Below are 25739 nucleotides of genomic sequence, written 5' to 3' on the forward strand. Positions count from 1 at the left end.
TCGGGGGGTTTTTCTTGAGCCTAATTAGGCATGCCTAATTTTGCTACATTTGCCCTCCCTTTAACCGCATCCAATATGCGTTGGTCAAACTCACCACTATGTTCCGCACGTTGGTAAAGCGACCACAATACATCGAAGCCATATCCAAATTTACGATGCGCCATAAGAAAACGCTCTAATTCAGGTATTTCTTGGTTAGCTATCCAAAAACAAATAAAATCTATGTAATCGTTTGGGGGAACCGTATTTGGCCGACCTTTAAGGGGAGCAACACCCAAACGGAAACGACGAGCTTTCACAGTATCTTCATTTTCCTCAGAAAAAAGAAAATACATAATACCGTTAGTCGCTTTCTTTGACACCAACATATCCTTAATTCCCTCTCTACGCTCATACCGCATATGGGAATAGGTACGTTCACGCATCTTATCTTTATTAAAAGCGAATTTAACACAACGGCGCTCAACCATCTGATTAGCTAACCATTCGAGTTTTCGCGCATCAGCGCGGGAAAGCATACGACGAACTTCAGGGTCAAATTTAATGATCCCATCCATATTCGCGCATGTAAAAGTATCAGCCAAAGAGTCGGCCATAAACATGACAAGCTCACGAACAACCTGACGATGACCATAAATACAGTCCATTTCAGTTGCTTCGCGGCAAATTGGGACCTGTTCAGACCCAATGTTTTTAAGAAGCGTTTTGAGCAACCGCTCATTCACTTCAAAAGTGACAGCGTTCGCCTTCACGTAGTTATTAGCAAGCTTCAATAAAGACGATGAAGTTCCTTGCCTAACAAAGTCGAACGTTTTTTCGTCATACCCAAAAACACCAACAAGAGGATGCTGACTATTATCCGCTTCGGATAGAAGAGCCAGCAGTATTTCCCTCACTAATAGAGGCGCACGTACTAGGTATGGAGTACGCGCAAATGCATGTGCGTCCATACTGCTTTCCCACATTAAATTGTAAAAACCCACTAACAATTATATACGCGGGTGATCAAATTGAACAGGAATTATCCACATTTTTAGTCAAAAAAATACGACAGTATTTGTCCTAATAACCTGTTTTAAGGACGCTTTTCAATACTTTAGTATTATTTCTCATACCTATATTAAGCAATTTCATCCCTTTTTACCACCCAAGCATACGTATTTGCATCCAGGGACTGAAAGGAAGAAGGTACTTGTACATTTAGCAACAATACATTCACAACTTCATCTTGTATCGATATCTCCCAAATGTCTCCACCCTCTTCATTTTCAACCCATGATTGTGACATTTCGAGATCTGTTAATACTTCCTCTGCCACCGTTTTGTATGCTGCCTCATTATCAAGATCGTAGTCACTGCGAACAAATTCCATCACGCCTTTATCTCGCTCAACAACAATCACCTTTTTATTGTCTCGCATTAAGACGTGAACACCATTTTGCGATGGAAACTCACTCACTTGTGCCAAGCACCATTTCAACAAATCAGTCGTGATAGATGACTCCGAACTGAACAGCAATGTCGATTCATCCTCATTTATCCCTGTATTGTCAACATTACTCGATGAATCACTAGGCTCAACGTCTGAAATTGGTACTTTACTCGTACCTTGTATTTCATTCGGGTCCAATTTATCTTCTCCGGTTTCAGCAAAATGATCAGGACCTGGCGACGATGTTGTTGCTGCAAGAAAAGCTGTAAATTCATCCAAAGCATCAGCAGACGAATTTACCGGCGCTTCCTCTTGGGTTGATGATTTACTTTCAACTGACGATACGACTTTTGGCGAGTTATCACTTATTGGTGCGACTTGATTATCAGTTGCGTCCTGCAACTCTAATGGCGCTTGATCAGTATTTTCCCCATCAGGTTCATTATCAAAAATAGACAAGTCTAAGCCATCATTACTTGATACTTCTTCAGAAGCTACAGGTTTGTTTTCCTCTGTTTGTTTAGACTGATTACTACTATCAAGTAGTTCATCTAGTGAAACACTATCGTCGCCACCACCGAGGCCACTAATCAGATCGTCTAACGAATCACTTTTCTCAGGGTCTTCATTTTCCACAGGCACAGATTCTGAAATCTCAACTTGAGGAATATTTTCAACAGACCGACCTATTGGCGCTGCTCGCATGTCGGCCAATATTCCTGAAAAAAGCCCTTTCTCACCATTACTATAAATCGAGTCGATCAAACCTTTCAAAACATCAGGCTTACTGTGTAACCACTTCCATCCAGTATCGTTCATCATCGCATTGAATATGGATATCGCGTAGACATAAGCGGGATAAAGGCGACTAACCTTAGACAATTTAATTTCACATTCTACTGGCACATTCATCCAGGGATAGAAGTGCGAACGCTCACCTTTTGTCTTTTTACCCTTAGAAATGGCAGTAAACTCAAAGGAATGGCAAAGCCTTGCCACATATAAAGATGAAAACGCAATCGACAAGCTGAACGTATGAAGATGCACTAAAAGCGGGTCATCCTGCACAGTCCCCTTACTTCTCCGGACCAAACGAACAAACTGATCAACATAATCAGAATACAGTTTACCTTTTTGTTTTTCATATACGCCTAAAGAGCGAGCAACAGAATCTATAATTGGGGAATATAAAGCCTCCCAATATTCATCTGATACCGCTATTATTTTTTTTAATGGAACTACATCTAATGCAGGCTCACGCTGCTTTCTGCTCCAAGGCCATCCCAGTTGCATAACTGCACCACCCATAATTGAAATTCATAAATTTTTTCGCTGTTATTCAAACAATCACTGGCTACTACATTTCCAGCATGCGCCCTGAAATCCTCAAAAGACTCCATCAGTGGTTCCCACACCTTACCAGTAGATTTACAAACAATGTTTTTATTCAAAACAGGTAGTCTGCATAACCAATTAAAGAATAACTCTTCAGTAATTAGAGCTGTTCGCGTCTGCTCTTTCATAAGTTGACAATGAACCTGCATTACAGGATCAAGAGATTCAACCACGTCAGCCACCCCCCGAAACCTCTGCTCTATTACAGACCACGCAGAAAGAAAAGGCCTCAACTCATCTGTTTGAGCAAGAATTTCTTCAATTTCAGAGAACAACTGGGCTCTAAGCCGTGTACTACTGGACATTTAAAACCCCACTTTGATAGTTAGTGGAGCAATTGAATCACACTTAGAGAAAAGGAGGGCGAAGAAAACACCCCCGATGTTCGAGGGGTTTTATTTGATAGGAGTAAAATTAGGCATGCCTAATTATTCTGCCAAGGGCGCTTTCGACTTCATTGGGGTTTAGGTTGCTCAGACCAGTTACTGACAATACATCATTTACTTCGTCGTCTGAAACATCTACCAATAGATAAACCAGTAATGCATCAAGCTCTTCATCACTATCGGGGACATACCCTTTCGACAAGACATAACGAACCATTGTTTTTACTGCCCATTGGGGGACAGACTCACCGCCCATCCAATTCCGCAAAGTACGTCCTGGCACAGCTCTATTGCGCTCTGAATAACCAAAACTCTTTGCTTTTTCAACTAAGCAAATACCCGCAGCCGAATCAGTAGGACCATGATATTTCAAGAACTCCGAGGCAAAGAAGCCCCGAAGTCCCATTGCGTTTTGCCAAGCGTTAGGATTGACCCTCATAACCTAACCCACAAAAATAAGAGAAAGCTCAGACACATCAACGCGAACGGCTGGCTCTTCGCTATTGTCATATTGAATCCAAGCAAACCCCTCTTCCTTGTCTGCACGATCTAATAACAACTTGGCGACCTTTGAATTATGCATAACATTGATTTCAGTCACGCGCTTTTTCTGAAATGGAGTTTCTTCAGATTCATCATCGTTAGATTCCGGTGCCTGAGACTTTTTATCAACTTTTTCCGACTGAACTTTATCAGCCGGTTCAACTCCATCCTGTTCGGTTTCTAGCTGAAACTCTTCTTCGAGAGCGTTCTCATCACCGGTCATTCCATCTGGTGTAGGGGTTTTTGAGTTAGGACGCTTTTCGTGTTCTTTACGCTCTTCAAGCGCAGCAATTTGGGCATCAATAGGCGTTTCCAGATCTTTAACTTTTAAAGATTTAGCCCAAGCTCTATTCAAACAGTTATTATCAATAGCAAATTGTAACAATTCCTTGGTCTTTTCAACGTCCTTTCTAGCAAACCTAACCAGCACAGCTAAAGTACTAATATCTCTACAAACTTTATCTTCATACAACTTATTGAGAAAGCTAAACTTTGGCTCTATTTCCATTTCATACATCATGATACTTTCGGCTACATATGGTTCTGATTTACCTAATGATTTAGCAATTTCCTTTTGTGTTTTACCTTCCTCTTTAAGCATTATGAATGACTTGCCTTCCTCTCTTACATCTAAAGGCCTACGAGCAATATTCTCCATTAACTGTAGGAAAATAGCTGAATCAATATCTTTCTTTACTACAAGTGCGGGAATAGTGTCTACGTCATCATAAAGATTTACAGCAAGCCAGCGACGACCACCCATTAACACTTTATGCCCTTTCTCATCTTTTTCTCTAACAACAATAGGTTGCCAAATACGGCCTTTTGTAACCTCAAATGTCGCTGTTATATCCGAAACACCTTCAGCAGTTAAGTTTTTATATCTAGGCTGTTCGGGATCTGGATAACATTGATCTTTTGGCATATCGTCAACATATTCAAATTCACCACCTTGAACACCACTAATGAGGTCCATGAAACCGCTAGTGTCTAAATTACCTTTATTCATAACCAATCCCCTTACTTAATTCTGTCGTTAATAGCGTCAATAGCGTTTCGGAATGCACGGCCTACAGTAGCGGCGTTACCGTTTGGAGGGCTAACCCAACACGCTCTACCAGCCATACGCGCCTCTTTGATACTCAGGGAATCCGGCAAATAATTTGGGATCAACAACTGCTTATAATCTCGTTCAATCTGAGCCAATATCTCAGCGTAAGGATTCTCACCTTTACGAGTAGTTGGCTTTTTAAAGAAGTTAATGTAAACACCGCCAATCTGTACACCGGCACGCAAACCAGTCTTAACAGCCTTGACAGTCTTCAATAATGAAATCAGACCTTCGTTTGAAAAATCATCAATAGTGACCGGCACAAAAATGTAATCAACGGTATTGATTGCGGCCAACTGAGTGACACCGAGCGATGGCGGCGTATCAATAAGAATGTAATCAACATCAATTTTATCAAGATGTTTCTTTGGATTGCCGATGAGACTTTTTGCCTCTCGCCCAGCAGCAAGCACATTTGCAATGCGCTCTTTATGCGCGGGAATAACGTGAAGGTTTTGGTGGATTGGAGATTGATACATAACAATATCATCTTGCTCCAAATCCGAGTTGAAGAGCTCAGCGGACGTAAAGCCGTTTTTTTCTACCCATTCAACCTCTTTGATTGAACCCAGTAAAAGCTTGCTCATATTGCGCTGGCCGTCGAAATCGACCACCAATACTCGATAACCTTGCTCAGCCAACCTGTATGCCTGGTTAAACTCAACTGTTGTTTTGCCTACTCCACCCTTTTCATTTGAGTGAACGCATGATTTAGCCACCTTCTTTAAGACAAAGGACGGCTTAACCGATGTAATAGTTTCCATAATTAACTCCTAGAGCGTGGGCTTTAAACCCGTTTTATAAACCATACAGTATGTATTGGTTAGACATACATTAACTGACTTTTAACTGGGATACAATACCCAAAACAAAAAAAACGAACGAACACTGTTCGTTTAGTGTTTGATGTTCGTTTGTTTATACTATAGACTCAAATTATCGATAGAGCGAGGGTGAAAATAATGAATGCAGATCTACAAGAGCGAGTAAGTCAGATATGTAATGACTTGTACGGCAAAGGGGAAAAAATAAGCGTAAGAGCTGTTTTATCTCTTCTTCCGGATGTAAGCAGTACCAGTACAATGCATAAGTACGTCAAAGCGTGGCGGGATGAGTTGCAAGCAAATCAGCAATCGCTAATGGAGCGACTTGGTTTTTCTGAAAAGTTTACTCAGTCTTTTTTAGAAGAATTCAGTCGGTTTAATACGGAAGCAGAAAAGCGGTGGCGAGAAGCTGCGGAACAAGCTAGGGAACAGGCCAGAGAAGCAATTGAAGATCTGGAACGTATTGAAAAGAAATACGATAAGCAGCAAGCATTACTTGAACAAAGCAAAAAGACAATCAATCAGCTTGAAGAACAAAGTCGAGAAAATAACAAAACACACCAACGAATTGAAACAGAACTTAGGGATCGTATTGTTCAACTCGATAAAGACAAATCGAATTTAGCCGAAACTAACGAAGCGCTACGCACTGAAATTGCTAAATCACAGCTTAAACTTGAAAATAATGAAACATACGTCACAGAAGTAAAAGAAAATCAGCGAAGAGTAACGCAAGAACTTCAAATTGCTAATCAGAAAATATCTGAGCAAGCGGCCACAATTGCTAAACTAGAAACTAATACCGAACGTGATGCAAAACAAATCGAAGATTTACGCAATAGTACGGTTGATTATCGCCGGTTAATGGAAGAAAGTGAAAAACGAGCTGGCAAACTTGAAGATAAAATTAGAGAACTAGAAACTCAGTTAACAACTGTTAGAAAGGGCTCTGAAGATAAAATTTCAGCGTTGAAAATAGATAATGAAAAACTAGCTAAAGATAATGCAGACAAAGAGCGCCGGTTAGTACAGCAAGATAAAGTAATAGATAAGTTAACCAATCAGACTGAATAATAATTTCAACTCCCCTATCGATATCTATTATGCCAGCTGCATCTGGCATAGTTATTTATGACTATGTTTCTGAAAGAGCCTGAATCATCGCGGCCATAACTGCTTGGCGCTCACCTATAGGCAACTTCTTTATTTTAGCTGCCCACCTATCCGCTTTCCTTTGAATTCTTTGCCTATCTGTAAAGTTTTTTCCCGCATACGTATGATAATGAACTTCCCCAGGAATAAAATTGCACCAAAGCTTTTCCGTTCGCACCCCTCCCCTGGACATTGCCTGAAAGGTATCGGACCACCACCCTGCACCGTCAACGAGAACAGAATCATATAAATCGCTAGGGTATCCAGAAAGAATGATATTAGCCGGTAATGACTGGATTAACTCAAGCAATGTAATGTGTTGGTCCTCAGTAAGCTCATGCTCATATCGAGCGTTACTGGTTCGCGTACTAGGTAAATAAGGAGGGTCTAAATAAAGACAAACGCGACCATTATTTTGAAAATCAAAATCACGTAAGAACTGAAAGGCACACATATGAACCAGTTCAGCGCTGGGATGATCTAAAGAAGAAAGGCAACGAGGGTTTAAATCAACTCCAATATCACGTTGAGCAGGCGCTTTGTGACGTAATACAGCACCAGTACCAAGGAAAGGCTCTATAAAAGTATCATGTGGCGGGATGAGTTGCACAATACGCTGATAAACACCGCTACCATTTTTAGCACCCAAGTAATTTTGCATAAGTAGAAACCCATATTACAATATAGCAACGAACATAGTCGGAACTGTCTATACAGTCAATAAAATTAGGCATGCCTAATTTTTCTAGATATAGAGCTATGACCTATGGACTTGTGAATTTACGCTACGCGCAACAGCCTTACCGTATGGACAAGCATATGGATAACTCATGGACGGACAAGCCGACCACAAGTTACCCACACGCATTGACCACACTCACGGCTTAATTCACGAATACCACAGGCCAAAAAGAAACTTAAATAATAATTTATGCCTCATAATTTATTAAATGTATGCTGATAAGAAATTCGGTTGGCTATTTCAGTAGCTAAGTTATTAGATTGTACCAATATAGAATCGTGTATAACTAACCCCTTACCCCAGTATGGCTTGAAAACATCTAGTTCCAGCATACGCAACTTCAAACTGAGTGAAGGAATATATTTATGAGCAAGACGTATACAAGTAAACACTTCAAAAAATGCGATATCAGAAAGAAGCGTATTTAATTTCCCATCATAGATATTGTTTAACTTAGACTCACTAGCACCATTCATCAAAGCAACAAGTCCTCTCTTAATAGATTTAACATTAAGACTGGATCTAGCAGACCAAGAATTAAAGTATTCAGGCATATTAAGAATAAAATGCATATAGGATTCTATAGGGTCAATGAAACAACCATAAGGAGTACCATTGTCATTTAGCGATTTAACTTTTGATTGAATCAAATCAAAGGACTCTCGTAATAACGTACAAAGCATTTGACCATGTGAAAATGTAAGATCTATTTCATACCAACCTTTGAAGAGCTCTTTTCGTATCCCTTTCTTCAATGTTTGAATATTAAGGTCTGAACCAGATTCTATAAGTCGGCCTGATTGAGTATCCAATCTGTAGCGTGATACAAACTCTTTATTGAGATCAGAAGGATTAGGTAAAACATCAAGTTCTGCCTTAAATCTATTCAAACGAAATACGCTAATATTGTATTTAAACGTAACATCTGGCGTAAACGTTGGAGTCTTTCGCGGGAAAGAAACCTTATGTACAGCTAATTGAACTTTTTCTTCCGAGCTATCGGGGCGGCTTTCATAACTCTCTTTAACTTCCTTCCAGTAACGTTTGATTGTGCTTAGTGAGTAATTGGAGCAAGAGCTGGCTACGCGCTCTTGTGTTGGTTTTGCGCCTGATAGAGCAACCTCTTCAAAAGCTTTCAAAATCTCACCTAAAGTTCGCTCCCGCTTTTTATTTGCTACATACAACGCAGCTTGACGTTGCTTTTCTTTTTGGTCCATGTCATGAGGCAATGACATAACACCTCTGTTCCCCTTGCTTCCTTGATATTTATTCCAGCTAAACGTAGCTATGCTTTTTGCAATAGCCTTCACCTGGCTTGAAGGCAAATCACTATCCTCTTTGAAGCCCTTACCTCTAAACTTATTCTCTAACTCACATTCAGCTAATACAGCTTTGTAAAAGCCTTCCATATCATTAGCCAGTCGATATCGCTGCACTTGGTTGTAAGCTGCGAATCGAACTTTGTGAAATAAACTAAGGTTACGAGATTCAGGGTTGGGGTTTTCTTTATCCCCTCGCTTATAAACGCTCCAATCAGGGGTAGCGAACTCCGCTAGTTCTTTTAACTTATATACTCTAGAGTGAATAAACTCAGTATTAAATGCAGGGTGGAAGGGATTCTTTGAGACTACATTATTGAAAGCGGCTCTATCAGCTCCTAGTTTTTTACACAATCCATAATACACAGCTTTGGCATATTGAATTGGTCCATCTTTTACAATTACATCACTATTGACTGTCTTTATTAAAACGTCATCAATCCGGTACAGTAAATGTACTTTCCTGTTATTTTTATTACGTATGATAACGTTAGGAATTGGAGTTTCTTCATTGTCCCATAAAGACTCATCTTCATGATCTATGTCAATTATAAACACCTTGTAATTGCATGGAGGATTTAATTGCACGTACTGACGCTTGAATGCGTCCCGCCTAGGAAGTTGAAATCCTGCGGTTTTGTTATCAGAGCAAAACGGCGCATAAGGAGCGTTATAATAAAGTTCTCGCCTTACCTCATGTTCATGTAAAAACTTTCTATTTAGCGCTTGCAATTCTACATACTCCCATAGAATAAAGGCAGCTAAATAGAGCTTTGACGCCCACTTTGTGCATTAAAACAGAATTGAGAAAGCTAACTCGACTTCTTACCAAATTAACGTAGCCGATAGCTGTGCGATATGAGCACTCATAAAGACGGCACACTTCCTTACCAATGCCCATCATCTGATTGAAATCAGTCGAAGGACGCTTCTGGTAATCCTGAAGCTGCCTAGTGCTTTTTAATAGACTATTCTCTGACATCACCACCCGATCCCTGCCACATTGACGGAATCGAGTAGTAACGTGGGTTTGCGCTTCCCATAATTTCCCTTTTTTTACTTATACTTACTTCTAGTTGCTTTTATTAGGCAAAAAGGTACTTGACCGGTTGGGGGGAAACGACTAATATTTGAGGTGCGAATTCAATATCTAGTGCTTCCAACCGTTACCGGTTTGTTGCTACTCGAACAAATAGCCTCGTTTCTACGAGGCTTTGTTTTTTCTAAATCATGCCGCTACTCCGGCAAACTTTTCATTATCAATCACGAAATTTTTAATCCCCAATTTTCTTGTTAGCTTCCATGCGCTTTCGATTGTTGAAAACGTTCTTGGTTCTGGCTTATTAACCATCGCCAAAAATGCGTCTATTTCACCGTTCTGGCTGCGTACACGCATTACTTGTTTCTTACCTTCAGGATCTGGCAGCAATGCAGCTTCCACAGCCAAATGCATGCGCGTTAGCTCCTGAATGCGTTCTTGACTAATTAATGGTTGCATCTGCATACCTGGCTCCTATGGAAATATCTCGCCCCTAAGTGTTGCAAGTTTTTTACATTCGATCAAGTTTTTTTGGGCAAAAAAACATTTTTGGATCTAAAAAAGTTTTCCTAGTGCTTTTTTTACCCTCTCCTGGTTAGTTAAACCATCGGTATCAGCATTCGCTATCAATCGGTCCACTTCATCTAACAGGGATTCAACCGCGCTATCGCTTACAGTCTCCACAATATCGCTATCTATTCCGACCCAATGACTTACAACGACAACACACTGAAAAACATCATGGTTGGTCGCTGGCCTATAGTTACTGTTGGCTGTTCCGGACATCAGGCCTCTCAATCTTGAACCCGTTAAATCAGGATGTATCTGTTTAGCCATTCTTATATAGTCACTACTTTTAAGACCTGTCAGGCTCCACAACCCTTTAATCAGTCGATTATTCTTATTTTCTTTTTCCATTTGTTACAAAAAAAGCCGCTATAAAATGCGGCCCTTTTTCTTATATATGCCCGTAGTTAATGTAGAGTGTGTAACATATCGTTGAACTGATCAACCAACTGCTGCACATCAACATCGCCATCAAAGGGACTATCTTTTAGCAATTGCTCGACAATTTGATTGTCGAACTGCTTGCCAGCCTGCTTCAATGTATTACACATTGATTCAAGCTGGCTTGCGGGGCCTGCTTCAAGATCAAACCACTGAAACGCTTGCCAGGTATTATGCATGAGCTTTCCCCCCATCGATGAGGGAAAACCGTAGTTTACGCTCTCGCACCAAAACTTGATGTTCGGGAAGTTCATTCACTACCTGAAATAAAGGCATACCAGTGTGTTCTTGCTGCAACTTCTTCACTTTCGCACCCAATCGGGCAGAAGCTTCCGCACAACGTTGTAGACTAAGCTTTTCAGCCTCTGAAGAAGCCTTATTTGCTCTGTCTGTAAAGTGCTTAGCGCCCAGTGAAATAGTATCCGCTAAAGACATTCTCTTGTTCATAGTGATTCCTCATTACGTATAACAGGCAGCTCGAAAGCGCCTTCTAATTAAATTGTTTGTTGTTGCTTAACGAATTGTACTAAACGGTCGTGTTTCTCAGTATCGGACTTTGGGAACTGAGTTAGTGAGCCATTAAGTGATGTGTGAAGTAGATAGACGTTATTATTTTGGTAGGCGACTCGATACCCTTGAGTATTCAGCCCCATCGCACAAACGCCCATACAAATTCCATCGTTAGCAACATCGCAAATACGGTTGCATGATTTCATTGCGTTCCTCGTTACGTGTTGAAGGCAGCTCATAGAGCGCCTGTTTTATTTGTGGCCGTGAAGCCAATTAGACACCTTAAATATATCACAGAAATATTAAAATGCACTAATGGCCATCATAGTCATTTTTAACTATGCTCGATAAAAAAATGCACCCAAAGGATGCATTTATTTTTAGGCAGCTTTTAACATATCGTTGTCGTTTGAAGCTTCAGAAGCCCACTTGCCAATCGCGAAGCCAACAGCCGTAAAGACTGGGTATGCAATGGACTGACCCAGTAGCTCATGCGCAATTGTCGAAGAGACACCTTTAATCAACCGTACCGGCACACCTTTCACCCCTGCATGCTCTGTAGGAGTAAATAGTCTAGTCAGTACACCGTCAGGATGTTTAACAAACGCATCCGTTGAACCGGCTTTATGGTACAAGCGACGAATTGTAGGCACAGATGATTCTGTACCATCCAATAAAGCTCGCTTAAAGCCCTTACCGGCCTTCTTGTCCCGAACCTCTTTGTCAACTAGGTACTGATAAGTTTTCCATCGAGAGTCATCTAGCGGCACATCTTCAAGTATTTCAGAAACACTATTGGGTTTTTGCTGTAAAGGTTTGACTAGCTCCATATTGAATTTAGGCATTCCTTTACTCGTAGCTATTACGCACATTCTGTCTCTATTCTCTAAGCAACCAAACTCATTGCCATTAAGAACATCAACCTCAAGTTCATAGCCCCAGGTTTCCAGCACAGACTTAATTACAGCCATACTTGTAGACGATAAGTAATCAGGCACATTTTCCAGAATTATTAACCCTGGTTGACACTGACCAATGAACTGCAAAGCGTGGAAAAAACAAGCACCGGCTGCATCGTGAAACTCTGCTGCTTTTATTTTGTTCTTACTTTTCCCTGCCTTAGAAGCTCCTGTGCATGGTATGCCAGCTATTAGAACATCCACTTTTGGCGGGTTCTTTAGCTCGACAAATTCAATTCCACTTTCGATAAGAATTGAATCTTCACGGAAAAGTTCTGGTTGATTCGCTACCATCGTATCCAGGTACTGACGTTCCTGTTCTACGATGAATTTTGTATAGCAGTTAATACCGGCCTTTGTTAAACCTTCATGTAGTGCAGCATCGATGATACCGCCCCCTGAAAATAACGAACCGATAGTAAGCGCCTCACCTTTTTTAACCTTACGATTAAAGCGGTCAACGCGCTCTGCTGTTTTACGATCAATACCATGAACCTCAATAGTAGCCACACCGTTCTTGACCACCACACGAAGAAGAACACCTACATCACCAAACATTTCACCAAGCTCATCATCTTTAATTTCAATAAGCGGGTAAATTCGGCCATTCCGGTCACGCTTGGAAACTGAAAATCGACCTTCAGGTACAACTTTCAGGACAGCGACTTTCTTTTCATGATCAAGTTGGATGTCTAGCTTTTGACCTATTTGGAAGCTACTACTTAGCTTACTTCCTTCAAGCCACACTCTAGGTACACCGCGATTTTCGCCAAGACGAGTATTAATTACTGTCAACATACATTCACCTCTTTACGTATTACGGGCAGCTGGGAAGCGCCCTTTTTAGTCATTTAATAATCAACACCAGGTTAGCAAAATTCCCCCTAATGTCTAGTATCTCGACGCACATACACCTATAATCAAAGTGATTTACGCCATTTTTGGCAACACAAAAACAGGCGCTCTATGAGCTGCCTTCAACACGTAAAGAGGAAACACTATGAATATACATAGCGCTATTGAGTTGATCGCATCTGCTGGCAATGGCATTGCTGCTGATTTCACTGAACTGAAACGTCTATACAAACGTGCAGCCTTAGCTTGTCATCCAGACCGAGTTAACAGCAATGAATCATCAGTATCAATGAAAACATTGAATGAAGCGTGGGATTTTGTATCCGGCAAGGTGGAGTTAGTAAACGACACACTTAACGGCACATCAAATAACGTTCGTACTGCTAAGGTCAACGACCCTATTGAGTCACACGAACTAACCCACTCTAACTTACCGGCCTTTGCGAGCCGTGAAACTCTACTCCGTGAAGCATTCATGATCATCGATGATGAAAAATGGAATAACTGGACGGATGTTCGCTTTAAAACGGTTTACTTTAGCAAGTACCAGGTGCGTGTACACACCTACAGTAGTTCAATCCACATAACAACTCTTGCCAATGCGCTTGAGGCCAGAAAGACTTGTGAGAAATACACAATTCACTGGAACGTAGGATCAGACGCTGAAGGTTACAGCCGCTTTCTTGAATGGGTTCGCAATATAAGCCAAACAGAGTGCATTACAGGTGTTATTGCTCATCTGTATATCGCAAACTATCAAGAACGCCGCGATGGTGTATTTGAAGCTGAATTGATGCCAGGGCTCACAGTAACGCGAAGAGAAGTAAAGTCAGGTCAGGTGTTCTCACCTTTCAAACTTCACAAACTCAAGCCTCTAACTGAGATACCTGAAAAGGTTCGTGCTTTACACTTAATCAAAATGCTCGCTAACGGCCAATACCGTCAACTGCATAGAAAAAGTTACCTTACTGATGATTATGCTTATGATGCCGCGAACAATCACGGTGCAAAAGTATATGAAAACCCCTTCCCTCTTCTGGCTGATCTCATCGAGGACCGCAGCGGAGGTTTCCACTTCTTTCATAGTGGTCATGGGGTTTACAGCTTTGGTGATCATATGAACGATAGCAAGTCTATCGTGCCGGTGATTGACAACCGTTTTCCAGCCGTAGATTTGATATCTACTAAGCTAAACGAACAAGCCTATCTCCAATAACAAGCAGGCCCTTTAAGGGCCTGTTTTTTTGCTCATTTTCAACCTTTTATTGCGGGCGGCTATTAAAGGGGACCAGGTAGCAGTTCGTATTGCTTATGCAAAGTACGTTTTTAAGTTCACCCTTTTTCTTATGCAAAGACACCAAAGCACTTTTATCTATGTTGCTTAACTCCACATTACCTTTGACAACATAGATGCCAGAAGTCGTCTCAACTTGAGTATAATCGCCGTCCAAGGTAGCACTAACAAACTCGCCAGCATCCCTGTCTTCTAATATTTTTAAACAGAAACCATTAACTTCACAGGTCGGGGCCGTAACAATCCACGCCAGAGCTTTAGAGCCTTCAAACATAAATTCTCTAGCGTCTTTGGTTTCGGCGCTATCTAAAAACCACGCGAGATAAACAATTCCAGCATTAATAAACAGAATAAAAGGAAGATACTTTATCACTCCCCGCATAGTTTCTTTAATTTCTGACATACTCTATTTACCTTTTATGCTCACTAGTCGATTTGCTGCAATTCGACAACAGCTTCTTTGGCGGCCATCATTACCGAATACTCTGTTTGCTGATATTCATTATCAAGCTCGCCACCCAAACCTTCGCACCATGTTTGATACTCTTCTTCAGCTACATCTTCACTAAATCCATTGGCTAAAAATTCAGATTTCCAGTGTTTGTACAACCATTCAAGCGCCATAGTTATTTTTCCAATCACTAAAATTTGTCGTACATAGCTTTATTAAGCGCAACTTCAGGAGTAAGTTTTGCGTGAAACCAATCTCTCCACTGGCCTTTCTTCTCCCAACTTTTATATTGCCGTTTTTCAGCTAAGATACGAACTTGATTGAACCAAATTAGAAACTTCACCTTTATCATCCTTTGTTTATTATTGCGTCTATTTTTCTTGTGGCTTAATCGCATAGTATTCCAACTAACCGTGTTCTGCTTCTGTAGCCCAGCAATAAAGTATAATACTGAGTAGAGCTTCAAGGTTTGTATTTTGGTTTATAAACTTGAAGCTGGGAAACAAAGATTCATACTAGACTTAGGTAGCAGCTTATATTCGCGCTCAATTCAAACAATAAAGTTTCATACTGAACCTGAAATATTTACCACCTTATCGAAATAAAAGTGGTAAAAAACCAAACAAACTGCCACTTTTACGAAACAAAACAGTGAAAAACTGAAACAAATTACCAGTTTTGTAGAACAAGCAGCAAGAACTGGTAAAGTTTTACTGCTGCAAATTGCCATCTAGCAGTATGAAACTATATTGCTTAGGATGATACTTTATTGTGCGGGGTGAAACTTTATTGTGCGGGGTGAAACTTTATTGTTCACCCACAGCTTCAAAAGCTGATTGTTCAGCGTGTAAACAACGTTACTAACCACAACAATACAAACTTCCACAATTCCATAAATACCCCCCATTAACCGCTCTTAACAACTTCAAAAGCCTCAATTATTTCGTTAATTGAACCATTTTCTAAATCTAATTTTTCTGGTTTACGCGTTTGTTGGATTTTACGTACCAGATCAACACCCAACAAAGAGTTGAAATTTTCTTCCTTGATTGTAAATTCATCAAACCAAAGAAATTCACAACAATTTATTGCATGACTGATAAATACCTCTCCTTTTTGGAACGCCTCATTACCGTACCCACCAATCAAAATTTGAACATCGGTACTTGTTCGTAAATAATCAAATAGCTCATTAGTCTCTATTGCGTTAGAGATAATATTAAGTGCATGTGGAACAACAATAATATTACTACCTTTAACAGAGGCCTTTTTAATGCTTTCTACAAGATTACCTGTTACAGAGCAATGAGCTATTTCGCATAAACTGTCTTTATTATTTCCAAGGAAGTTAATACAATCCTCTAAGCTATCGCCATTATCCAACCATATAATTTTACAATTACTTCTTAGTGCTTTAACTAATAAATATAAGCTCAACCCTGAACCTAAATCACCAAATGTTATTTCATATTTTTTTGGCATAAAGCCCCCTTTATTTAATAACGTCAATTTGTTCATGAACAATTTAACCTCTTTACATAGAGCAAAACGGTGTAAAAAAAAGTATTCCAATTTCAGACTAAGGTAAGTTTAATTCGTACTCATCATCTTCAAACCTTTTAATGTAACCATTTGCAAGCCCCAAAATATTGAATAATTCCAAATGCTCACTACCTAAAACATCTTTTAGCTGGTTAATACTAAACTTCTCGCTAAATTCAACATCTTTAATTGAAGCCTTCCAAGCGCTTCTAAATTTAGAATCTAAATCTGAGTCTGAGGATTTTGCAAACAACCGATGGTAAGTTATACCCTTAATCATAAAATTATGAGGGTTCTTATATTTAGTCTCATCTTCACCAGATTTACATCTGATGCACGAACACTCGCCAACTTCAAATGCACTTTCAAGCATTGCAACTAAGTCTGTTACTGGCTTTGACATATTTTCTCCAACTTTTATTCTAATTAGCTTTTGTGAGTAGCGCTTAATGAAACGCCACTGGCAAAAGCCTGTCATTCCAACTATTGTTTTTTATCTGGCAAGCCCTTTACAGCATCCAGATCCCTCACTTTTCCAGCGCTGGCAACACGAGATAATTGCCTTTCGGATAGCTCCCAACGCTTCGCTATATCTTCAAATCTCCAGCCTTTGGCGTTAGCTATCCGCTGAAATTCTGTAATCTTTCTACCCGTCATATATGTCTAGTATACCTTTCTAGCCTAACCTGTCAAATATGTCTAGTATCTGTTTATACCAAACAAGATGGCACTGGTAAATAACATTGGAATCCCCAGCAATTTACGTAATTTCCAACATGGCATCATTTTTAACCTATAAATTTTATAAGGCGCGTTCTTGTTGGGAATATTGGAATAGTCGGTTTTAGCGAAACTTGCCTATATGAAATATTTTCCTCATTACTATTATCACTATATTTAACTTTTTTATGAGCAAGCGTAATCGAGAAATTAGGCATGCCTAATCTGCCAGTTGCCAGCACTTACTAAATTGGCTAGTATTTAATCGTCTCCTGCCATGAATGGCAAAAAGCAAAACAGGCGCTTTCGAGCTGCCTTCAATACGTAATGAGGTAATACTATGACACCGAATAATCAACCGGTTAATCAAGCTGTCTCAATCGATACTCTGTTAGCTCTACGCTTAAACTTGAAAGGCAAAGTACCCGCCCCGACCGTTAAGCCAAAGCCAACTAAAAAACCTATCGATATATCACTTGAGAAGTACCAGGAAGCCGTAGATTTTTATACAGATCATCCCAACCAAGAAATGTATAAAAGTTACCTGGCTAGTTTATCCATTTGCAAAACGTTGAAAGAGGCCTTTGAGCTTTCTGACACAATTGCAAAGGAAACAACCAATGTCAGAAAAAAACGTCTGAAGGGTATGGAACGAGAAGAGTCCGTGAGCTCATTGCTAATGCAGCGAGTAACGGCACTTGAATCCATCCAACACGCCAAATCAAAACTGGCTGAACTCAAGCAGGAACGAGTAGAACTGAAGAAAAATAAAAAGCCCCATTAATGGGGCTTTTTTTGGCTATCAATCTTTATCTGAACGCATAAGCAAAATCGCTTTAATGATCAGAATGAACAGCGCTACCACTATGCAGACTATTCCGATACCCAGTATAAACACAGCTTTTACAATATTAGTGTCAGTTGTAGGTCCGAAAAGTAACGCACCTAAACCCAAAAATATCGCACCAACCGCGATGTCAATTAGTAAGCCGTGGGCAAACACTATCAACATCTTTTTGACGAGCCGAGGCCCATCACGTTGCTTCGCTTTCAAAGCGACCTCCTTACGTTTAACGGGCAGCTCGAAAGCGCCCTTTTTTTTCAAAATTACGTAGGTCCACAACTATCACCAAATGCACCAGCTGGTAACACCCAGTTGTCTACAATGATATTATGGGCAAACGTACCTCTATTCATAGCTATTTCTAGCCATTTTTTATCTACCTGATAAGGCGTACCCTTAGCAGCAACTTCCGCTAACGGAATTTGAACAACCTCTTTATCACTATTGCGTGAAAAGTGGATTGTCTTGCCGTATTTAGCTTCGACCGCTTCAATATTCTCAAACCGATTCGGCATGAACGTTTGAATGGTTGCTAACTGGTTTGCACTGGCAAAAATGCAAATAAGGCATGAGCATCGACCGAACCCCAAAATATATGCAGGATGAGGCAAAATGCGGTATTTCTTCATAAGATCCCACACTCGCTCTTCTTCCCAATCTTGTATGATTCGATAGTGATCCACGAAACGCTTTTTATTGCGTTTAATATCGAAAATCACTTTACCATCGCACCCTATTCGTTTTTGGCCCTGTGCGTCCTTCTGAGCAACTTTCGTCGCTGAGCTGGCATGTGGTTCAAAACTAGCGTAACGAGCCCTGCTAGGCGATTCTTCAGCACGCTCACCCGTTAAAACTAGGGTGCGTTTTCCTTCAAATCGCTTTTGATGGCTAATTACCTTTTTCCCCACGTCCACCTTGAGATATGCTGAACACCAACGTACTCTAAGGTCTGCACTCAGGGCTGGGAACTGTTTACGGGTTCCTAATTTATCGGAATCACCGCCGACCTTTTTGGTTTCACCTTCCGGAGTTTCAAAAAGAACAGCTGCTGTAGGTGCATTATCCCTTTCCATTTCCCGAAGAAAACCACCTTCCTTCCATGAAAAATACAACTTAACGCCCAAAGCTTTGCACAGCGCTTTGCAATATTCCTCAGTGCAAGGCCAGTCCATAAACTCAGGCCCTTCCCCATCAATTAAGTGATGGTGACATTCTATTTTTTCCCTGGGTATGCCTTGCTCAATGAGCTCAAGCAAACAAGCGACACTATCTTTACCACCGCTTAAAAATACCACGAAGGTGTCATAAGAATGTAAGTCCACACCGTCAGGCTTCTCGATTAGATAATCAAGATCTAGACTATACGCATTTCCAGATACGAACCTTATAGGCTCTTCACAATGAAGTGCTTCCATATTTTTCCTCATTACGTGTTGAAGGCAGCTCGAAAGCGCCTGTTTTGTTTGTAAGCTAATAAGCTAGTTACATTTAAGATACTACCGTATTTCACGCAAAAAAAAAGCGCCCCGAAGGACGCCTTTATTTTTACGCTGCTAAACCGTGTCGGCTTACCGCTTCTTCCATGCTCTTGGATAACTCAAGTTCGGCTACTTGTCGCAAGTAGGCTGCCGTCACCTTGACGCTATCGACCGTCTTAACCATTCGCCCAGCTACAACACAACGGTTATTCCAGTGTGATGCATCTTTGGCTGTAGGAACGCTCGCAATTTTGTCAATTGCCTCCTTAACAGTTTCTTCATCGCTTTCGCACATACCCGATAAGGCAAGCGCTACTGACTCCAAAAATACTGCGTGACCGGCCACATTATAATTTCTCAATTCTTCAGAACTGATCTCATTATTAATGACCTTTTGCCACAGTCGGATTTTTCCGGTCAATTCAGTTAATACCAAGTCGAAAAACTGATTCATTGAATCCAACTTTTCATCATCGATGTTAATGAATGACTTTTCTTTGACATTAAGAAGTTTTTCAACAAACTTCTTCCAATGCACCAGTGACCAAACCTTTTCAGATTTACCACCAATTGTTGTTTGCTCCTTATCAACCAATTCGTTAATTGCTGGATGGCGCTCTAAAGCGTCCAGAACGAATTTATTGAAAGGGTTACGCAAATCATACAGTGCATTTATCGCAGCGCTTGGCTTTGACAGGTTTGCATTCAAATCAGCGAAAATTTGCTTTGACCGCTCAAGTCCTTCATCATAATAAAACGTCACAGGCACGGTTTCGTCCCCTAGCGTTTTATCATATTTAATAAAGAATTCAGCGGCTTGACGGCGATGCTGACCATCATTTATAAGGAGCTTTGCAGTCAAAGGTATACGAATAACACCTAAACGATCTGCAAGTCCATTTACATTTAACGGGTCAAATACCATCGCTTCATTTACGCTAACAGTCAAACACGGAAGTACATAATCTTCACGATTATCGACTACGTATTGACCGATTTCATTGGCATGCTTAATGTTGACCTTTCTTTGAGCTCGAAGCTCTGCCGGAAGGCTTTCATCTGCAAACGTGAAAAACTTAACCAGATACTTAAATGGCACCTGGGCAATGTAAAATTCCTTTTTCGCCTGAATGCCTTTTACAGCAGGGAACGAATAGGTCATTTCACTCGCAGCGCTTTCAAAGCTTGAAACGATACTAGCTCGTTTAGCTTCTTCTTCTGCTTTTTGCTGAATACGCTTTTCATTTTCTTCAATGAGTTTTTGCGCCGGTTCAGAGAACTTATCGCACCACTCATCAAATTCCATATCGCGATTGTACTCATCAAGTGGGACCAGGTACTTACACGCCTCTTCAGCGCTTTCACCTGTTTTCATTTTCTCAATGATGTCTGCACACTTTCGTACTTCGCGTTGGCGGTTACATTCGACATAAGCATTCCATACTAACTCTACTGGCTTATCACCTACTTCTAACTTTTCATCAGTAGTAAGCTCAAAAGCCATTTGTGAAGAGCTTAACGCGCCCTTACTGGCTTTTTTTGCTTCACGATCAGCAGTGAAAGCGTCTTTATGACGGCCTTTTACTACACCAAAATCATGACCACACTTAGCCAGGTCAGCATTGAAATCAGTAACACATACACGATAGAACATAGTAATACTCATAATATTTCCTCTTTACGTATTGAAGGCAGCTCGAAAGCGCCTGTTTTATTTGTGGCCGATGGCCGATTAACCATTTCACTATATCAAATTTTGGACATAAAAAAAGCTTCCTAATGGAAGCTTATTTTCTATGCCAAATCTACACTTCAGACGAACCAACCCAGCAATCGTCCTTTTTATCCCCCAAATATGCATCCCAGCCAAATTGCAGGGTTAGATAATCGGTCATTAAGGATTCGCTGACGAGTTCCAGTGCGTCATAGGTCCACCCTTCATAGGGTGAATTCTGTCTTACCACTAAGTTACCGTCCAAATCATAGAGGTACAAATCTTTATATCTGTTTCCTTCTAGTAGACAAGGTTCACGTTCATTAATTGGTCGTGCAACAATCATATTTTCCTCTTTACGTGTTGAAGGCAGCTCGAAAGCGCCTAGTTTATTTGTGGCCGATGGCCGATTCAGAATCTTTAATATACCAGCGCTATTCGCATAAAAAAAGCGCCCTCAAGAGGCGCTTTCTGTTATATACACGTCACTACCTTGCAATAGTGCCTGAGTACAACCATCAGTAAATGGTGAATCATCATCACGACGAAAGAATGAACCCATTTTGTACGGATTATATGTAATCGCACATTCAGTTCCATCTAACGTCTGCACCATTTCCGATGCATCTACGATGATGCCTTGGCAAAAAGCGTGGACATTCTTGCGCTTTTCCCTCAAGACACGTTGCCTTGACTTCTCAGATACTACCAGTTGGCAATTTTCGAGTAATACCGAACGAGCATAGCCAATCACTTTACCTTTATCTTCACCTTCCATAGCCAGAATTGAATAGAACTCCGGTTTGTTTAGATTTCGATAAACCCTAACTCTCATTAGGCGGCGGCAAATACGATCTGCTTTACCCACTTTTGATTCAAACTGACCGTCATTAAACAGTGAATTGCGTAAACATTTTGGCTCGATGCTCGATGCTGCAAAATCACCTAACGGCAAATCCATAGTTGCTTGAAACATGATGCGCTCCTATACCACATTAGGCAGCAGCGCTGCGGTCTTCCCATTTAACACCATGCCCCTGTGCTACCAAGTTATTCAACCAACTGTGCAAAAACGAGTTTTGCGACTTTTTGGCTTTTACATTAACTTTGCCAGGAAGGGGGTATACTACCTCGTACATTGGAGGAAGACTCATTTCAAATGAGTAGGCTTCAACCATTTTGGTATCAGGGTAATAAAGGATTTCCATAATTGGGTCTGAGCATAAATCACCACATTGAACAAAGTAGTGTGCAATTGAAAAGCCAATACACTTTTGGTCGTTAAAACCATCAGTAAGCTCATTGCGCTCAACCACTAAGTCCATCACACCAGAAGAGATACTTTTGCGGTAAGAAGGGACCGTATTATCTTCCAGAATAATTCCAAGCTTTACCATTAGATCGTAGTTTTTCTCAAATACAGTTTTCATAACTTTCCTCTTTACGTATTGAAGGCAGCTCGAAAGCGCCTGTTTTGTTTGTGGCCTAAAGCCAATAATCACATTCAGTATATAGACCATCGACTAATAAATCATCTCTGAACAATAAAAAAGGCCGCTTAGCGGCCCTTATTTATTTGAGAAGGTTGAAACCAAAGTCAGCTAGGCGTTCAGTGAACTCGACATAAATGTCACTCTCACCGTCCCAGTCTTGTTTAACCTTGATATAGTCGGTGAACTTACCTTCAGCTTCTTCTTGAGTCGAAGCCATTACAAACTTCAATTCTTCTTCGCAATCACAAACCCTACCAACGACAACAAACACATGCTGTTGCAACTCATCATCACTTGCATCAACAAGCAATGGTGCTATAACCCTTTCCCATACAGGATAGACTTGTTCGCTTGTGATTCGCTCGTTATTGCCCTCAGCGAAACAAATTGTGTCATAGCCCCCATCGTAATTATCCTGTAACCAATCGCCAAGAGCGATTAAAAGCTTACGATTAGATGCTGGCATTACCTTTTTCATTTGCGCCCAGGTAACTACAAATCCAGATTCGCTAGGAATAATTTGGTTTTCAATGCCTTTAGCTGTTAAACATGATGACAGTTCATTAGCTTCATTTAGTGTTGTTTTGGTTTCAGTTTTAATTACTGCTTTCATGGTATTTCCTCTTTACGTGTTGAAGGCAGCTCGAAAGCGCCTGTTTTGATTGTGGCCGATGGCCTGTTTAGATGCATCAATATAACAAAGGTAGCCACTTAGTAAAAGCAGATCAAAAGTACGATACTATCCACAACCAAAAGTACGACACTGTGCGCCTGTGCCAAATCCCAAACAGATCAAAAGTACGATACTATCCACAACCAAAAGTACGATACTATCCATAACCAAAAGTACGACACTGTGCGCCTGTGCCAAATCCCAAACAGATCAAAAGTACGATACTATCCACAACCAAAAGTACGATACTATCCACAACTAAAAGTACGACACTGTGCGCCTGTGACAAATCCCAAACAGATCAAAAGTACGATACTATCCATAACCAAAAGTACGACACTGTGCGCCTGTGACAAATCCCAAACAGATCAAAAGTACGATACTATCCATAACCAAAAGTACGACACTGTGCGCCTGTGACAAATCCAAAAAAAACCCCGACGATGCGGGGTTTTTGTTACAGTATGAAGTCCATTGCAGTTTGTGACGTATTAGCCGTCAACTCAACAACTCTATCCTTGATCTTCTTCGATACAGAAAGTCGAAGAATTGCTTCGTCCACAGGAATGCCGGTTGTTGTTCTGAGCGAAAATAAGGCTTGAGCTCGTTTCGCATCACGGTTCAACCGATCAATACTTCCTTTGGCTATCCGGACAACACCACTTTCAAGTAAGTGCTTCAGCATAACAGTAGGGCATTTGTTCTCTAAATAACCCCCTTCAACCAAATCGGGATAAAAAGAGTCTACAAACATCATCGCCTTACTATTTTCTGTTACAACCTCGAAAGCGCTGCTTTCATCGTATTTAACAACTTGGTGTTTGATACCATCACGGTAATAAACTCTCGCTAAATGCTTGTACTCACCGTACAAACCTTCATCGTCAAGCCCAATACTGTTGTCCTGATCCATATAATCTTCAAGCGGAAAATACATATACACAGGGCTAAATGCAGCCTCTATCTTTTCCGTGTGAGGAATGGGATAACGCATACCATCCTCCACAATTTCATGCCATATTTTCAACGCCATACCAGGTTCAGGTTCCCCACCTTCTCTTGACCAGTGGTACTGAATAGCCAGTAATTCACGATAGTCAATTAAGTCAATGGGATGATAACCATGCTGGTCAAAAGCGTCTTGCTGAATAGTCAGCACATATCGCAAGAGATCCATCCGATATTCCATAGAATACTGGTTGATTCCAACTTTAATAAAACCGTCTTTCATTTCCCTGCCCAGTAATGATCGCTTGTTAAAGTCAAACAAGGTATTGATCATATAGGTGCGAAGGTCATTAAGGGGCTTCATGAAACCATATGTTTTAGGCGATACAGCTAATTGCGCCTCTAAACTACGGTCAGTTGGATTCATTGCACACAGTACACAACCGAATCGTGCGCCACACTCCTTATTGTTTTGAATACCAGCAAACAGATCACAGGTCCCACCGTTACCGGCGCTGTAATGCCGCTTCATAGCGTCAAAACGGTCGGAATAACTATCAATTTCACATTCATCAACAACCTTGAAAAGCTGCCAAACATCGTTTAATGACCAATCCTTGATGATGGCTTGCGTCCATCCAAGGCCTGTAGCCACAACCTTTGTAGCTGATTCATTTCTTTTCTTCAGGTTCATCGCCCTTACTGTTGATTCGCTATCTCTAGCGCCTGATATAGAAACAATCTTAGTGGTTTGATGTTTTTGTTGAAGTGATTTTAGAAAGCGCTCCATTGGCTTGATTTTCCAATCACTTGCACAATCTCTGCCAGATGCCGATGTTTGTGGCGTTCTAAGTAACTTGCCACGTCCCACATACTCAACCATAGGGTTGTTAGCCAGAGACGGTTTCAGCTCCTTGGTGATAATTGGCAAGCCGGTATCAGATGCGAATGTATTCAGGTCTTCGTGTAGATCCATCATGTATTCATGAAGAACCATATTATCCAACGTTGTATTGGTCGTGACGACATACAAAGGACCAACATTTGGGTTTATTGCGTGAGCTCTTTTTAAGCCCTCAACAACACAAATACTAGCTGCGCCGGAATCTTTACCACTCAGACCCAGAGATACTATCCAACCATCCAAGAAGAGCTTGGTAGCTCGCTCAACGGTTTCTTCATACATACTATGATTAATAGACATAGTGTTTCCTCTTTACGTGTTAAAGGCAGCTCGTAAGCGCCTGTTTTGTTTGTGGCCGATGGCCGGTTTAGAAACTCCAATATACCATGTACCAGGTATAAAA

At 40.8% G+C, this 25739-nt stretch carries 31 protein-coding genes; 3 read left to right on the forward strand and 28 right to left on the reverse strand.

What is annotated here, in order from left to right:
* Nucleotides 1–20 precede the first annotated feature (20 nt).
* The 6 genes from HUS62_RS12715 to HUS62_RS12740 all read right to left on the reverse strand — a co-directional run bounded on the left by HUS62_RS12715 (nucleotide 21) and on the right by HUS62_RS12740 (nucleotide 5631).
* On the reverse strand, nucleotides 21–950 hold the full coding sequence (locus HUS62_RS12715; protein WP_175079810.1) for a hypothetical protein: 930 nt from the start codon (nucleotides 948–950) through the stop codon (nucleotides 21–23).
* 170 nt (nucleotides 951–1120) lie between these two features.
* Entirely contained in the window at nucleotides 1121–2740 is a 1620-nt protein-coding gene (locus tag HUS62_RS12720; protein ID WP_175079811.1) for a hypothetical protein, read from the reverse strand.
* A complete protein-coding gene (locus HUS62_RS12725; protein ID WP_175079812.1) occupies nucleotides 2677–3132 on the reverse strand; it encodes a hypothetical protein in 456 nt (151 codons plus the stop codon). Before HUS62_RS12725 ends, HUS62_RS12720 begins: the two co-directional genes overlap by 64 nt.
* Nucleotides 3133–3241: 109 nt before the next feature.
* Nucleotides 3242–3652, reverse strand: a complete 411-nt coding sequence (locus tag HUS62_RS12730; RefSeq protein WP_175079813.1) for a hypothetical protein — start codon at nucleotides 3650–3652, stop codon at nucleotides 3242–3244.
* 3 nt (nucleotides 3653–3655) lie between these two features.
* Complete coding sequence (locus tag HUS62_RS12735) at nucleotides 3656–4765, reverse strand: ParB/RepB/Spo0J family partition protein (protein ID WP_175079814.1); 1110 nt, start codon at nucleotides 4763–4765, stop codon at nucleotides 3656–3658.
* 11 nt (nucleotides 4766–4776) lie between these two features.
* Nucleotides 4777–5631, reverse strand: coding sequence for a ParA family protein (locus HUS62_RS12740; RefSeq protein ID WP_175079815.1), 855 nt, complete (start codon nucleotides 5629–5631; stop codon nucleotides 4777–4779).
* 198 nt (nucleotides 5632–5829) lie between these two features.
* Between HUS62_RS12740 and HUS62_RS12745 the strand changes: the two genes are divergently transcribed.
* On the forward strand, nucleotides 5830–6765 hold the full coding sequence (locus HUS62_RS12745) for a DNA-binding protein (RefSeq protein ID WP_175079816.1): 936 nt from the start codon (nucleotides 5830–5832) through the stop codon (nucleotides 6763–6765).
* Nucleotides 6766–6826: 61 nt separating this feature from the next.
* Here HUS62_RS12745 and HUS62_RS12750 read toward each other — a convergent pair whose 3' ends face one another.
* The 8 genes from HUS62_RS12750 to HUS62_RS12785 form a co-directional block, all read right to left on the reverse strand.
* On the reverse strand, nucleotides 6827–7504 hold the full coding sequence (locus HUS62_RS12750) for a DNA adenine methylase (RefSeq protein WP_175079817.1): 678 nt from the start codon (nucleotides 7502–7504) through the stop codon (nucleotides 6827–6829).
* A gap of 275 nt (nucleotides 7505–7779) precedes the next feature.
* Nucleotides 7780–9636: a replication initiation protein gene (locus tag HUS62_RS12755; RefSeq protein ID WP_175079818.1), complete on the reverse strand. Its 1857-nt coding sequence runs from the start codon at nucleotides 9634–9636 to the stop codon at nucleotides 7780–7782.
* Between the two features lie 496 nt (nucleotides 9637–10132).
* Nucleotides 10133–10408 carry a hypothetical protein gene (locus HUS62_RS12760; protein ID WP_175079819.1) on the reverse strand — a complete coding sequence of 92 codons (276 nt, stop codon included), beginning with the start codon at nucleotides 10406–10408 and terminating at the stop codon, nucleotides 10133–10135.
* Between the two features lie 90 nt (nucleotides 10409–10498).
* The gene (locus tag HUS62_RS12765) at nucleotides 10499–10861 is read right to left on the reverse strand and encodes a hypothetical protein (RefSeq protein WP_175079820.1); all 363 of its coding nucleotides are present in this window, start codon (nucleotides 10859–10861) and stop codon (nucleotides 10499–10501) included.
* Between the two features lie 56 nt (nucleotides 10862–10917).
* Nucleotides 10918–11130 carry a hypothetical protein gene (locus HUS62_RS12770; RefSeq protein WP_175079821.1) on the reverse strand — a complete coding sequence of 71 codons (213 nt, stop codon included), beginning with the start codon at nucleotides 11128–11130 and terminating at the stop codon, nucleotides 10918–10920.
* Nucleotides 11123–11398: a hypothetical protein gene (locus HUS62_RS12775; protein WP_175079822.1), complete on the reverse strand. Its 276-nt coding sequence runs from the start codon at nucleotides 11396–11398 to the stop codon at nucleotides 11123–11125. The genes HUS62_RS12770 and HUS62_RS12775 overlap by 8 nt, the downstream gene beginning before the upstream one ends.
* A 47-nt stretch (nucleotides 11399–11445) precedes the next feature.
* On the reverse strand, nucleotides 11446–11667 hold the full coding sequence (locus HUS62_RS12780; protein ID WP_175079823.1) for a hypothetical protein: 222 nt from the start codon (nucleotides 11665–11667) through the stop codon (nucleotides 11446–11448).
* Nucleotides 11668–11841: 174 nt separating this feature from the next.
* Nucleotides 11842–13218, reverse strand: coding sequence for a DNA cytosine methyltransferase (locus HUS62_RS12785; protein ID WP_175079824.1), 1377 nt, complete (start codon nucleotides 13216–13218; stop codon nucleotides 11842–11844).
* 202 nt (nucleotides 13219–13420) lie between these two features.
* On the opposite strand from HUS62_RS12785, the gene HUS62_RS12790 reads away from it, so the two are divergent.
* Nucleotides 13421–14491, forward strand: a complete 1071-nt coding sequence (locus HUS62_RS12790) for a J domain-containing protein (protein ID WP_175079825.1) — start codon at nucleotides 13421–13423, stop codon at nucleotides 14489–14491.
* A 46-nt stretch (nucleotides 14492–14537) separates the two neighbouring features.
* Here HUS62_RS12790 and HUS62_RS12795 read toward each other — a convergent pair whose 3' ends face one another.
* The 6 genes from HUS62_RS12795 to HUS62_RS12820 all read right to left on the reverse strand — a co-directional run bounded on the left by HUS62_RS12795 (nucleotide 14538) and on the right by HUS62_RS12820 (nucleotide 17219).
* On the reverse strand, nucleotides 14538–14972 hold the full coding sequence (locus HUS62_RS12795; RefSeq protein ID WP_175079826.1) for a hypothetical protein: 435 nt from the start codon (nucleotides 14970–14972) through the stop codon (nucleotides 14538–14540).
* Nucleotides 14973–14995: 23 nt separating this feature from the next.
* Entirely contained in the window at nucleotides 14996–15193 is a 198-nt protein-coding gene (locus tag HUS62_RS12800) for a hypothetical protein (protein ID WP_175079827.1), read from the reverse strand.
* 17 nt (nucleotides 15194–15210) lie between these two features.
* A complete protein-coding gene (locus tag HUS62_RS12805) occupies nucleotides 15211–15363 on the reverse strand; it encodes a hypothetical protein (RefSeq protein ID WP_175079828.1) in 153 nt (50 codons plus the stop codon).
* Nucleotides 15364–15926: 563 nt separating this feature from the next.
* Nucleotides 15927–16538, reverse strand: coding sequence for a hypothetical protein (locus tag HUS62_RS12810; protein WP_175079829.1), 612 nt, complete (start codon nucleotides 16536–16538; stop codon nucleotides 15927–15929).
* Nucleotides 16539–16599: 61 nt separating this feature from the next.
* Nucleotides 16600–16965: a hypothetical protein gene (locus HUS62_RS12815; protein WP_175079830.1), complete on the reverse strand. Its 366-nt coding sequence runs from the start codon at nucleotides 16963–16965 to the stop codon at nucleotides 16600–16602.
* A gap of 80 nt (nucleotides 16966–17045) precedes the next feature.
* Nucleotides 17046–17219: a hypothetical protein gene (locus tag HUS62_RS12820; RefSeq protein WP_175079831.1), complete on the reverse strand. Its 174-nt coding sequence runs from the start codon at nucleotides 17217–17219 to the stop codon at nucleotides 17046–17048.
* Nucleotides 17220–17622: 403 nt separating this feature from the next.
* Here HUS62_RS12820 and HUS62_RS12825 point away from each other — a divergent pair, with 403 nt between their 5' ends.
* Nucleotides 17623–18066: a hypothetical protein gene (locus HUS62_RS12825; protein WP_175079832.1), complete on the forward strand. Its 444-nt coding sequence runs from the start codon at nucleotides 17623–17625 to the stop codon at nucleotides 18064–18066.
* An 18-nt stretch (nucleotides 18067–18084) separates the two neighbouring features.
* On the opposite strand, the gene HUS62_RS12830 is transcribed toward HUS62_RS12825, so the two are convergent.
* From HUS62_RS12830 to HUS62_RS12865, 8 genes are all read right to left on the reverse strand, one after another.
* Nucleotides 18085–18336, reverse strand: coding sequence for a hypothetical protein (locus HUS62_RS12830; protein WP_175079833.1), 252 nt, complete (start codon nucleotides 18334–18336; stop codon nucleotides 18085–18087).
* A gap of 53 nt (nucleotides 18337–18389) precedes the next feature.
* Entirely contained in the window at nucleotides 18390–19541 is a 1152-nt protein-coding gene (locus HUS62_RS12835) for a phosphoadenosine phosphosulfate reductase family protein (protein WP_175079834.1), read from the reverse strand.
* Nucleotides 19542–19671: 130 nt separating this feature from the next.
* Nucleotides 19672–21270: a DNA sulfur modification protein DndB gene (locus HUS62_RS12840; RefSeq protein WP_175079835.1), complete on the reverse strand. Its 1599-nt coding sequence runs from the start codon at nucleotides 21268–21270 to the stop codon at nucleotides 19672–19674.
* A 139-nt stretch (nucleotides 21271–21409) separates the two neighbouring features.
* Nucleotides 21410–21664, reverse strand: coding sequence for a hypothetical protein (locus HUS62_RS12845; protein WP_175079836.1), 255 nt, complete (start codon nucleotides 21662–21664; stop codon nucleotides 21410–21412).
* 111 nt (nucleotides 21665–21775) lie between these two features.
* Nucleotides 21776–22294 carry a hypothetical protein gene (locus HUS62_RS12850; protein ID WP_175079837.1) on the reverse strand — a complete coding sequence of 173 codons (519 nt, stop codon included), beginning with the start codon at nucleotides 22292–22294 and terminating at the stop codon, nucleotides 21776–21778.
* Between the two features lie 19 nt (nucleotides 22295–22313).
* On the reverse strand, nucleotides 22314–22748 hold the full coding sequence (locus HUS62_RS12855) for a DUF6908 domain-containing protein (RefSeq protein WP_175079838.1): 435 nt from the start codon (nucleotides 22746–22748) through the stop codon (nucleotides 22314–22316).
* A 142-nt stretch (nucleotides 22749–22890) separates the two neighbouring features.
* Entirely contained in the window at nucleotides 22891–23424 is a 534-nt protein-coding gene (locus tag HUS62_RS12860) for a hypothetical protein (RefSeq protein WP_175079839.1), read from the reverse strand.
* 517 nt (nucleotides 23425–23941) lie between these two features.
* Entirely contained in the window at nucleotides 23942–25636 is a 1695-nt protein-coding gene (locus tag HUS62_RS12865; protein ID WP_175079840.1) for a hypothetical protein, read from the reverse strand.
* Nucleotides 25637–25739: the final 103 nt, after the last annotated feature.

Origin of the sequence: Pseudoalteromonas sp. 0303 (genome assembly GCF_013349995.1) — a bacterium.
GTDB lineage: Bacteria > Pseudomonadota > Gammaproteobacteria > Enterobacterales > Alteromonadaceae > Pseudoalteromonas.

What these genes read in the sequence shown, in the direction of transcription:
- HUS62_RS12715 (WP_175079810.1), bottom strand. Translation starts at nt 950, where the DNA reads ATGGACGCACATGCATTTGCGCGTACTCCATACCTAGTACGTGCGCCT.
- HUS62_RS12720 (WP_175079811.1), bottom strand. Translation starts at nt 2,740, where the DNA reads ATGGGTGGTGCAGTTATGCAACTGGGATGGCCTTGGAGCAGAAAGCAG.
- HUS62_RS12725 (WP_175079812.1), bottom strand. Translation starts at nt 3,132, where the DNA reads ATGTCCAGTAGTACACGGCTTAGAGCCCAGTTGTTCTCTGAAATTGAA.
- HUS62_RS12730 (WP_175079813.1), bottom strand. Translation starts at nt 3,652, where the DNA reads ATGAGGGTCAATCCTAACGCTTGGCAAAACGCAATGGGACTTCGGGGC.
- HUS62_RS12735 (WP_175079814.1), bottom strand. Translation starts at nt 4,765, where the DNA reads ATGAATAAAGGTAATTTAGACACTAGCGGTTTCATGGACCTCATTAGT.
- HUS62_RS12740 (WP_175079815.1), bottom strand. Translation starts at nt 5,631, where the DNA reads ATGGAAACTATTACATCGGTTAAGCCGTCCTTTGTCTTAAAGAAGGTG.
- HUS62_RS12745 (WP_175079816.1), top strand. Translation starts at nt 5,830, where the DNA reads ATGAATGCAGATCTACAAGAGCGAGTAAGTCAGATATGTAATGACTTG.
- HUS62_RS12750 (WP_175079817.1), bottom strand. Translation starts at nt 7,504, where the DNA reads ATGCAAAATTACTTGGGTGCTAAAAATGGTAGCGGTGTTTATCAGCGT.
- HUS62_RS12760 (WP_175079819.1), bottom strand. Translation starts at nt 10,408, where the DNA reads ATGCAGATGCAACCATTAATTAGTCAAGAACGCATTCAGGAGCTAACG.
- HUS62_RS12765 (WP_175079820.1), bottom strand. Translation starts at nt 10,861, where the DNA reads ATGGAAAAAGAAAATAAGAATAATCGACTGATTAAAGGGTTGTGGAGC.
- HUS62_RS12770 (WP_175079821.1), bottom strand. Translation starts at nt 11,130, where the DNA reads ATGCATAATACCTGGCAAGCGTTTCAGTGGTTTGATCTTGAAGCAGGC.
- HUS62_RS12775 (WP_175079822.1), bottom strand. Translation starts at nt 11,398, where the DNA reads ATGAACAAGAGAATGTCTTTAGCGGATACTATTTCACTGGGCGCTAAG.
- HUS62_RS12780 (WP_175079823.1), bottom strand. Translation starts at nt 11,667, where the DNA reads ATGAAATCATGCAACCGTATTTGCGATGTTGCTAACGATGGAATTTGT.
- HUS62_RS12785 (WP_175079824.1), bottom strand. Translation starts at nt 13,218, where the DNA reads ATGTTGACAGTAATTAATACTCGTCTTGGCGAAAATCGCGGTGTACCT.
- HUS62_RS12790 (WP_175079825.1), top strand. Translation starts at nt 13,421, where the DNA reads ATGAATATACATAGCGCTATTGAGTTGATCGCATCTGCTGGCAATGGC.
- HUS62_RS12795 (WP_175079826.1), bottom strand. Translation starts at nt 14,972, where the DNA reads ATGTCAGAAATTAAAGAAACTATGCGGGGAGTGATAAAGTATCTTCCT.
- HUS62_RS12800 (WP_175079827.1), bottom strand. Translation starts at nt 15,193, where the DNA reads ATGGCGCTTGAATGGTTGTACAAACACTGGAAATCTGAATTTTTAGCC.
- HUS62_RS12810 (WP_175079829.1), bottom strand. Translation starts at nt 16,538, where the DNA reads ATGAACAAATTGACGTTATTAAATAAAGGGGGCTTTATGCCAAAAAAA.
- HUS62_RS12815 (WP_175079830.1), bottom strand. Translation starts at nt 16,965, where the DNA reads ATGTCAAAGCCAGTAACAGACTTAGTTGCAATGCTTGAAAGTGCATTT.
- HUS62_RS12820 (WP_175079831.1), bottom strand. Translation starts at nt 17,219, where the DNA reads ATGACGGGTAGAAAGATTACAGAATTTCAGCGGATAGCTAACGCCAAA.
- HUS62_RS12825 (WP_175079832.1), top strand. Translation starts at nt 17,623, where the DNA reads ATGACACCGAATAATCAACCGGTTAATCAAGCTGTCTCAATCGATACT.
- HUS62_RS12835 (WP_175079834.1), bottom strand. Translation starts at nt 19,541, where the DNA reads ATGGAAGCACTTCATTGTGAAGAGCCTATAAGGTTCGTATCTGGAAAT.
- HUS62_RS12840 (WP_175079835.1), bottom strand. Translation starts at nt 21,270, where the DNA reads ATGAGTATTACTATGTTCTATCGTGTATGTGTTACTGATTTCAATGCT.
- HUS62_RS12845 (WP_175079836.1), bottom strand. Translation starts at nt 21,664, where the DNA reads ATGATTGTTGCACGACCAATTAATGAACGTGAACCTTGTCTACTAGAA.
- HUS62_RS12850 (WP_175079837.1), bottom strand. Translation starts at nt 22,294, where the DNA reads ATGTTTCAAGCAACTATGGATTTGCCGTTAGGTGATTTTGCAGCATCG.
- HUS62_RS12855 (WP_175079838.1), bottom strand. Translation starts at nt 22,748, where the DNA reads ATGAAAACTGTATTTGAGAAAAACTACGATCTAATGGTAAAGCTTGGA.
- HUS62_RS12860 (WP_175079839.1), bottom strand. Translation starts at nt 23,424, where the DNA reads ATGAAAGCAGTAATTAAAACTGAAACCAAAACAACACTAAATGAAGCT.
- HUS62_RS12865 (WP_175079840.1), bottom strand. Translation starts at nt 25,636, where the DNA reads ATGTCTATTAATCATAGTATGTATGAAGAAACCGTTGAGCGAGCTACC.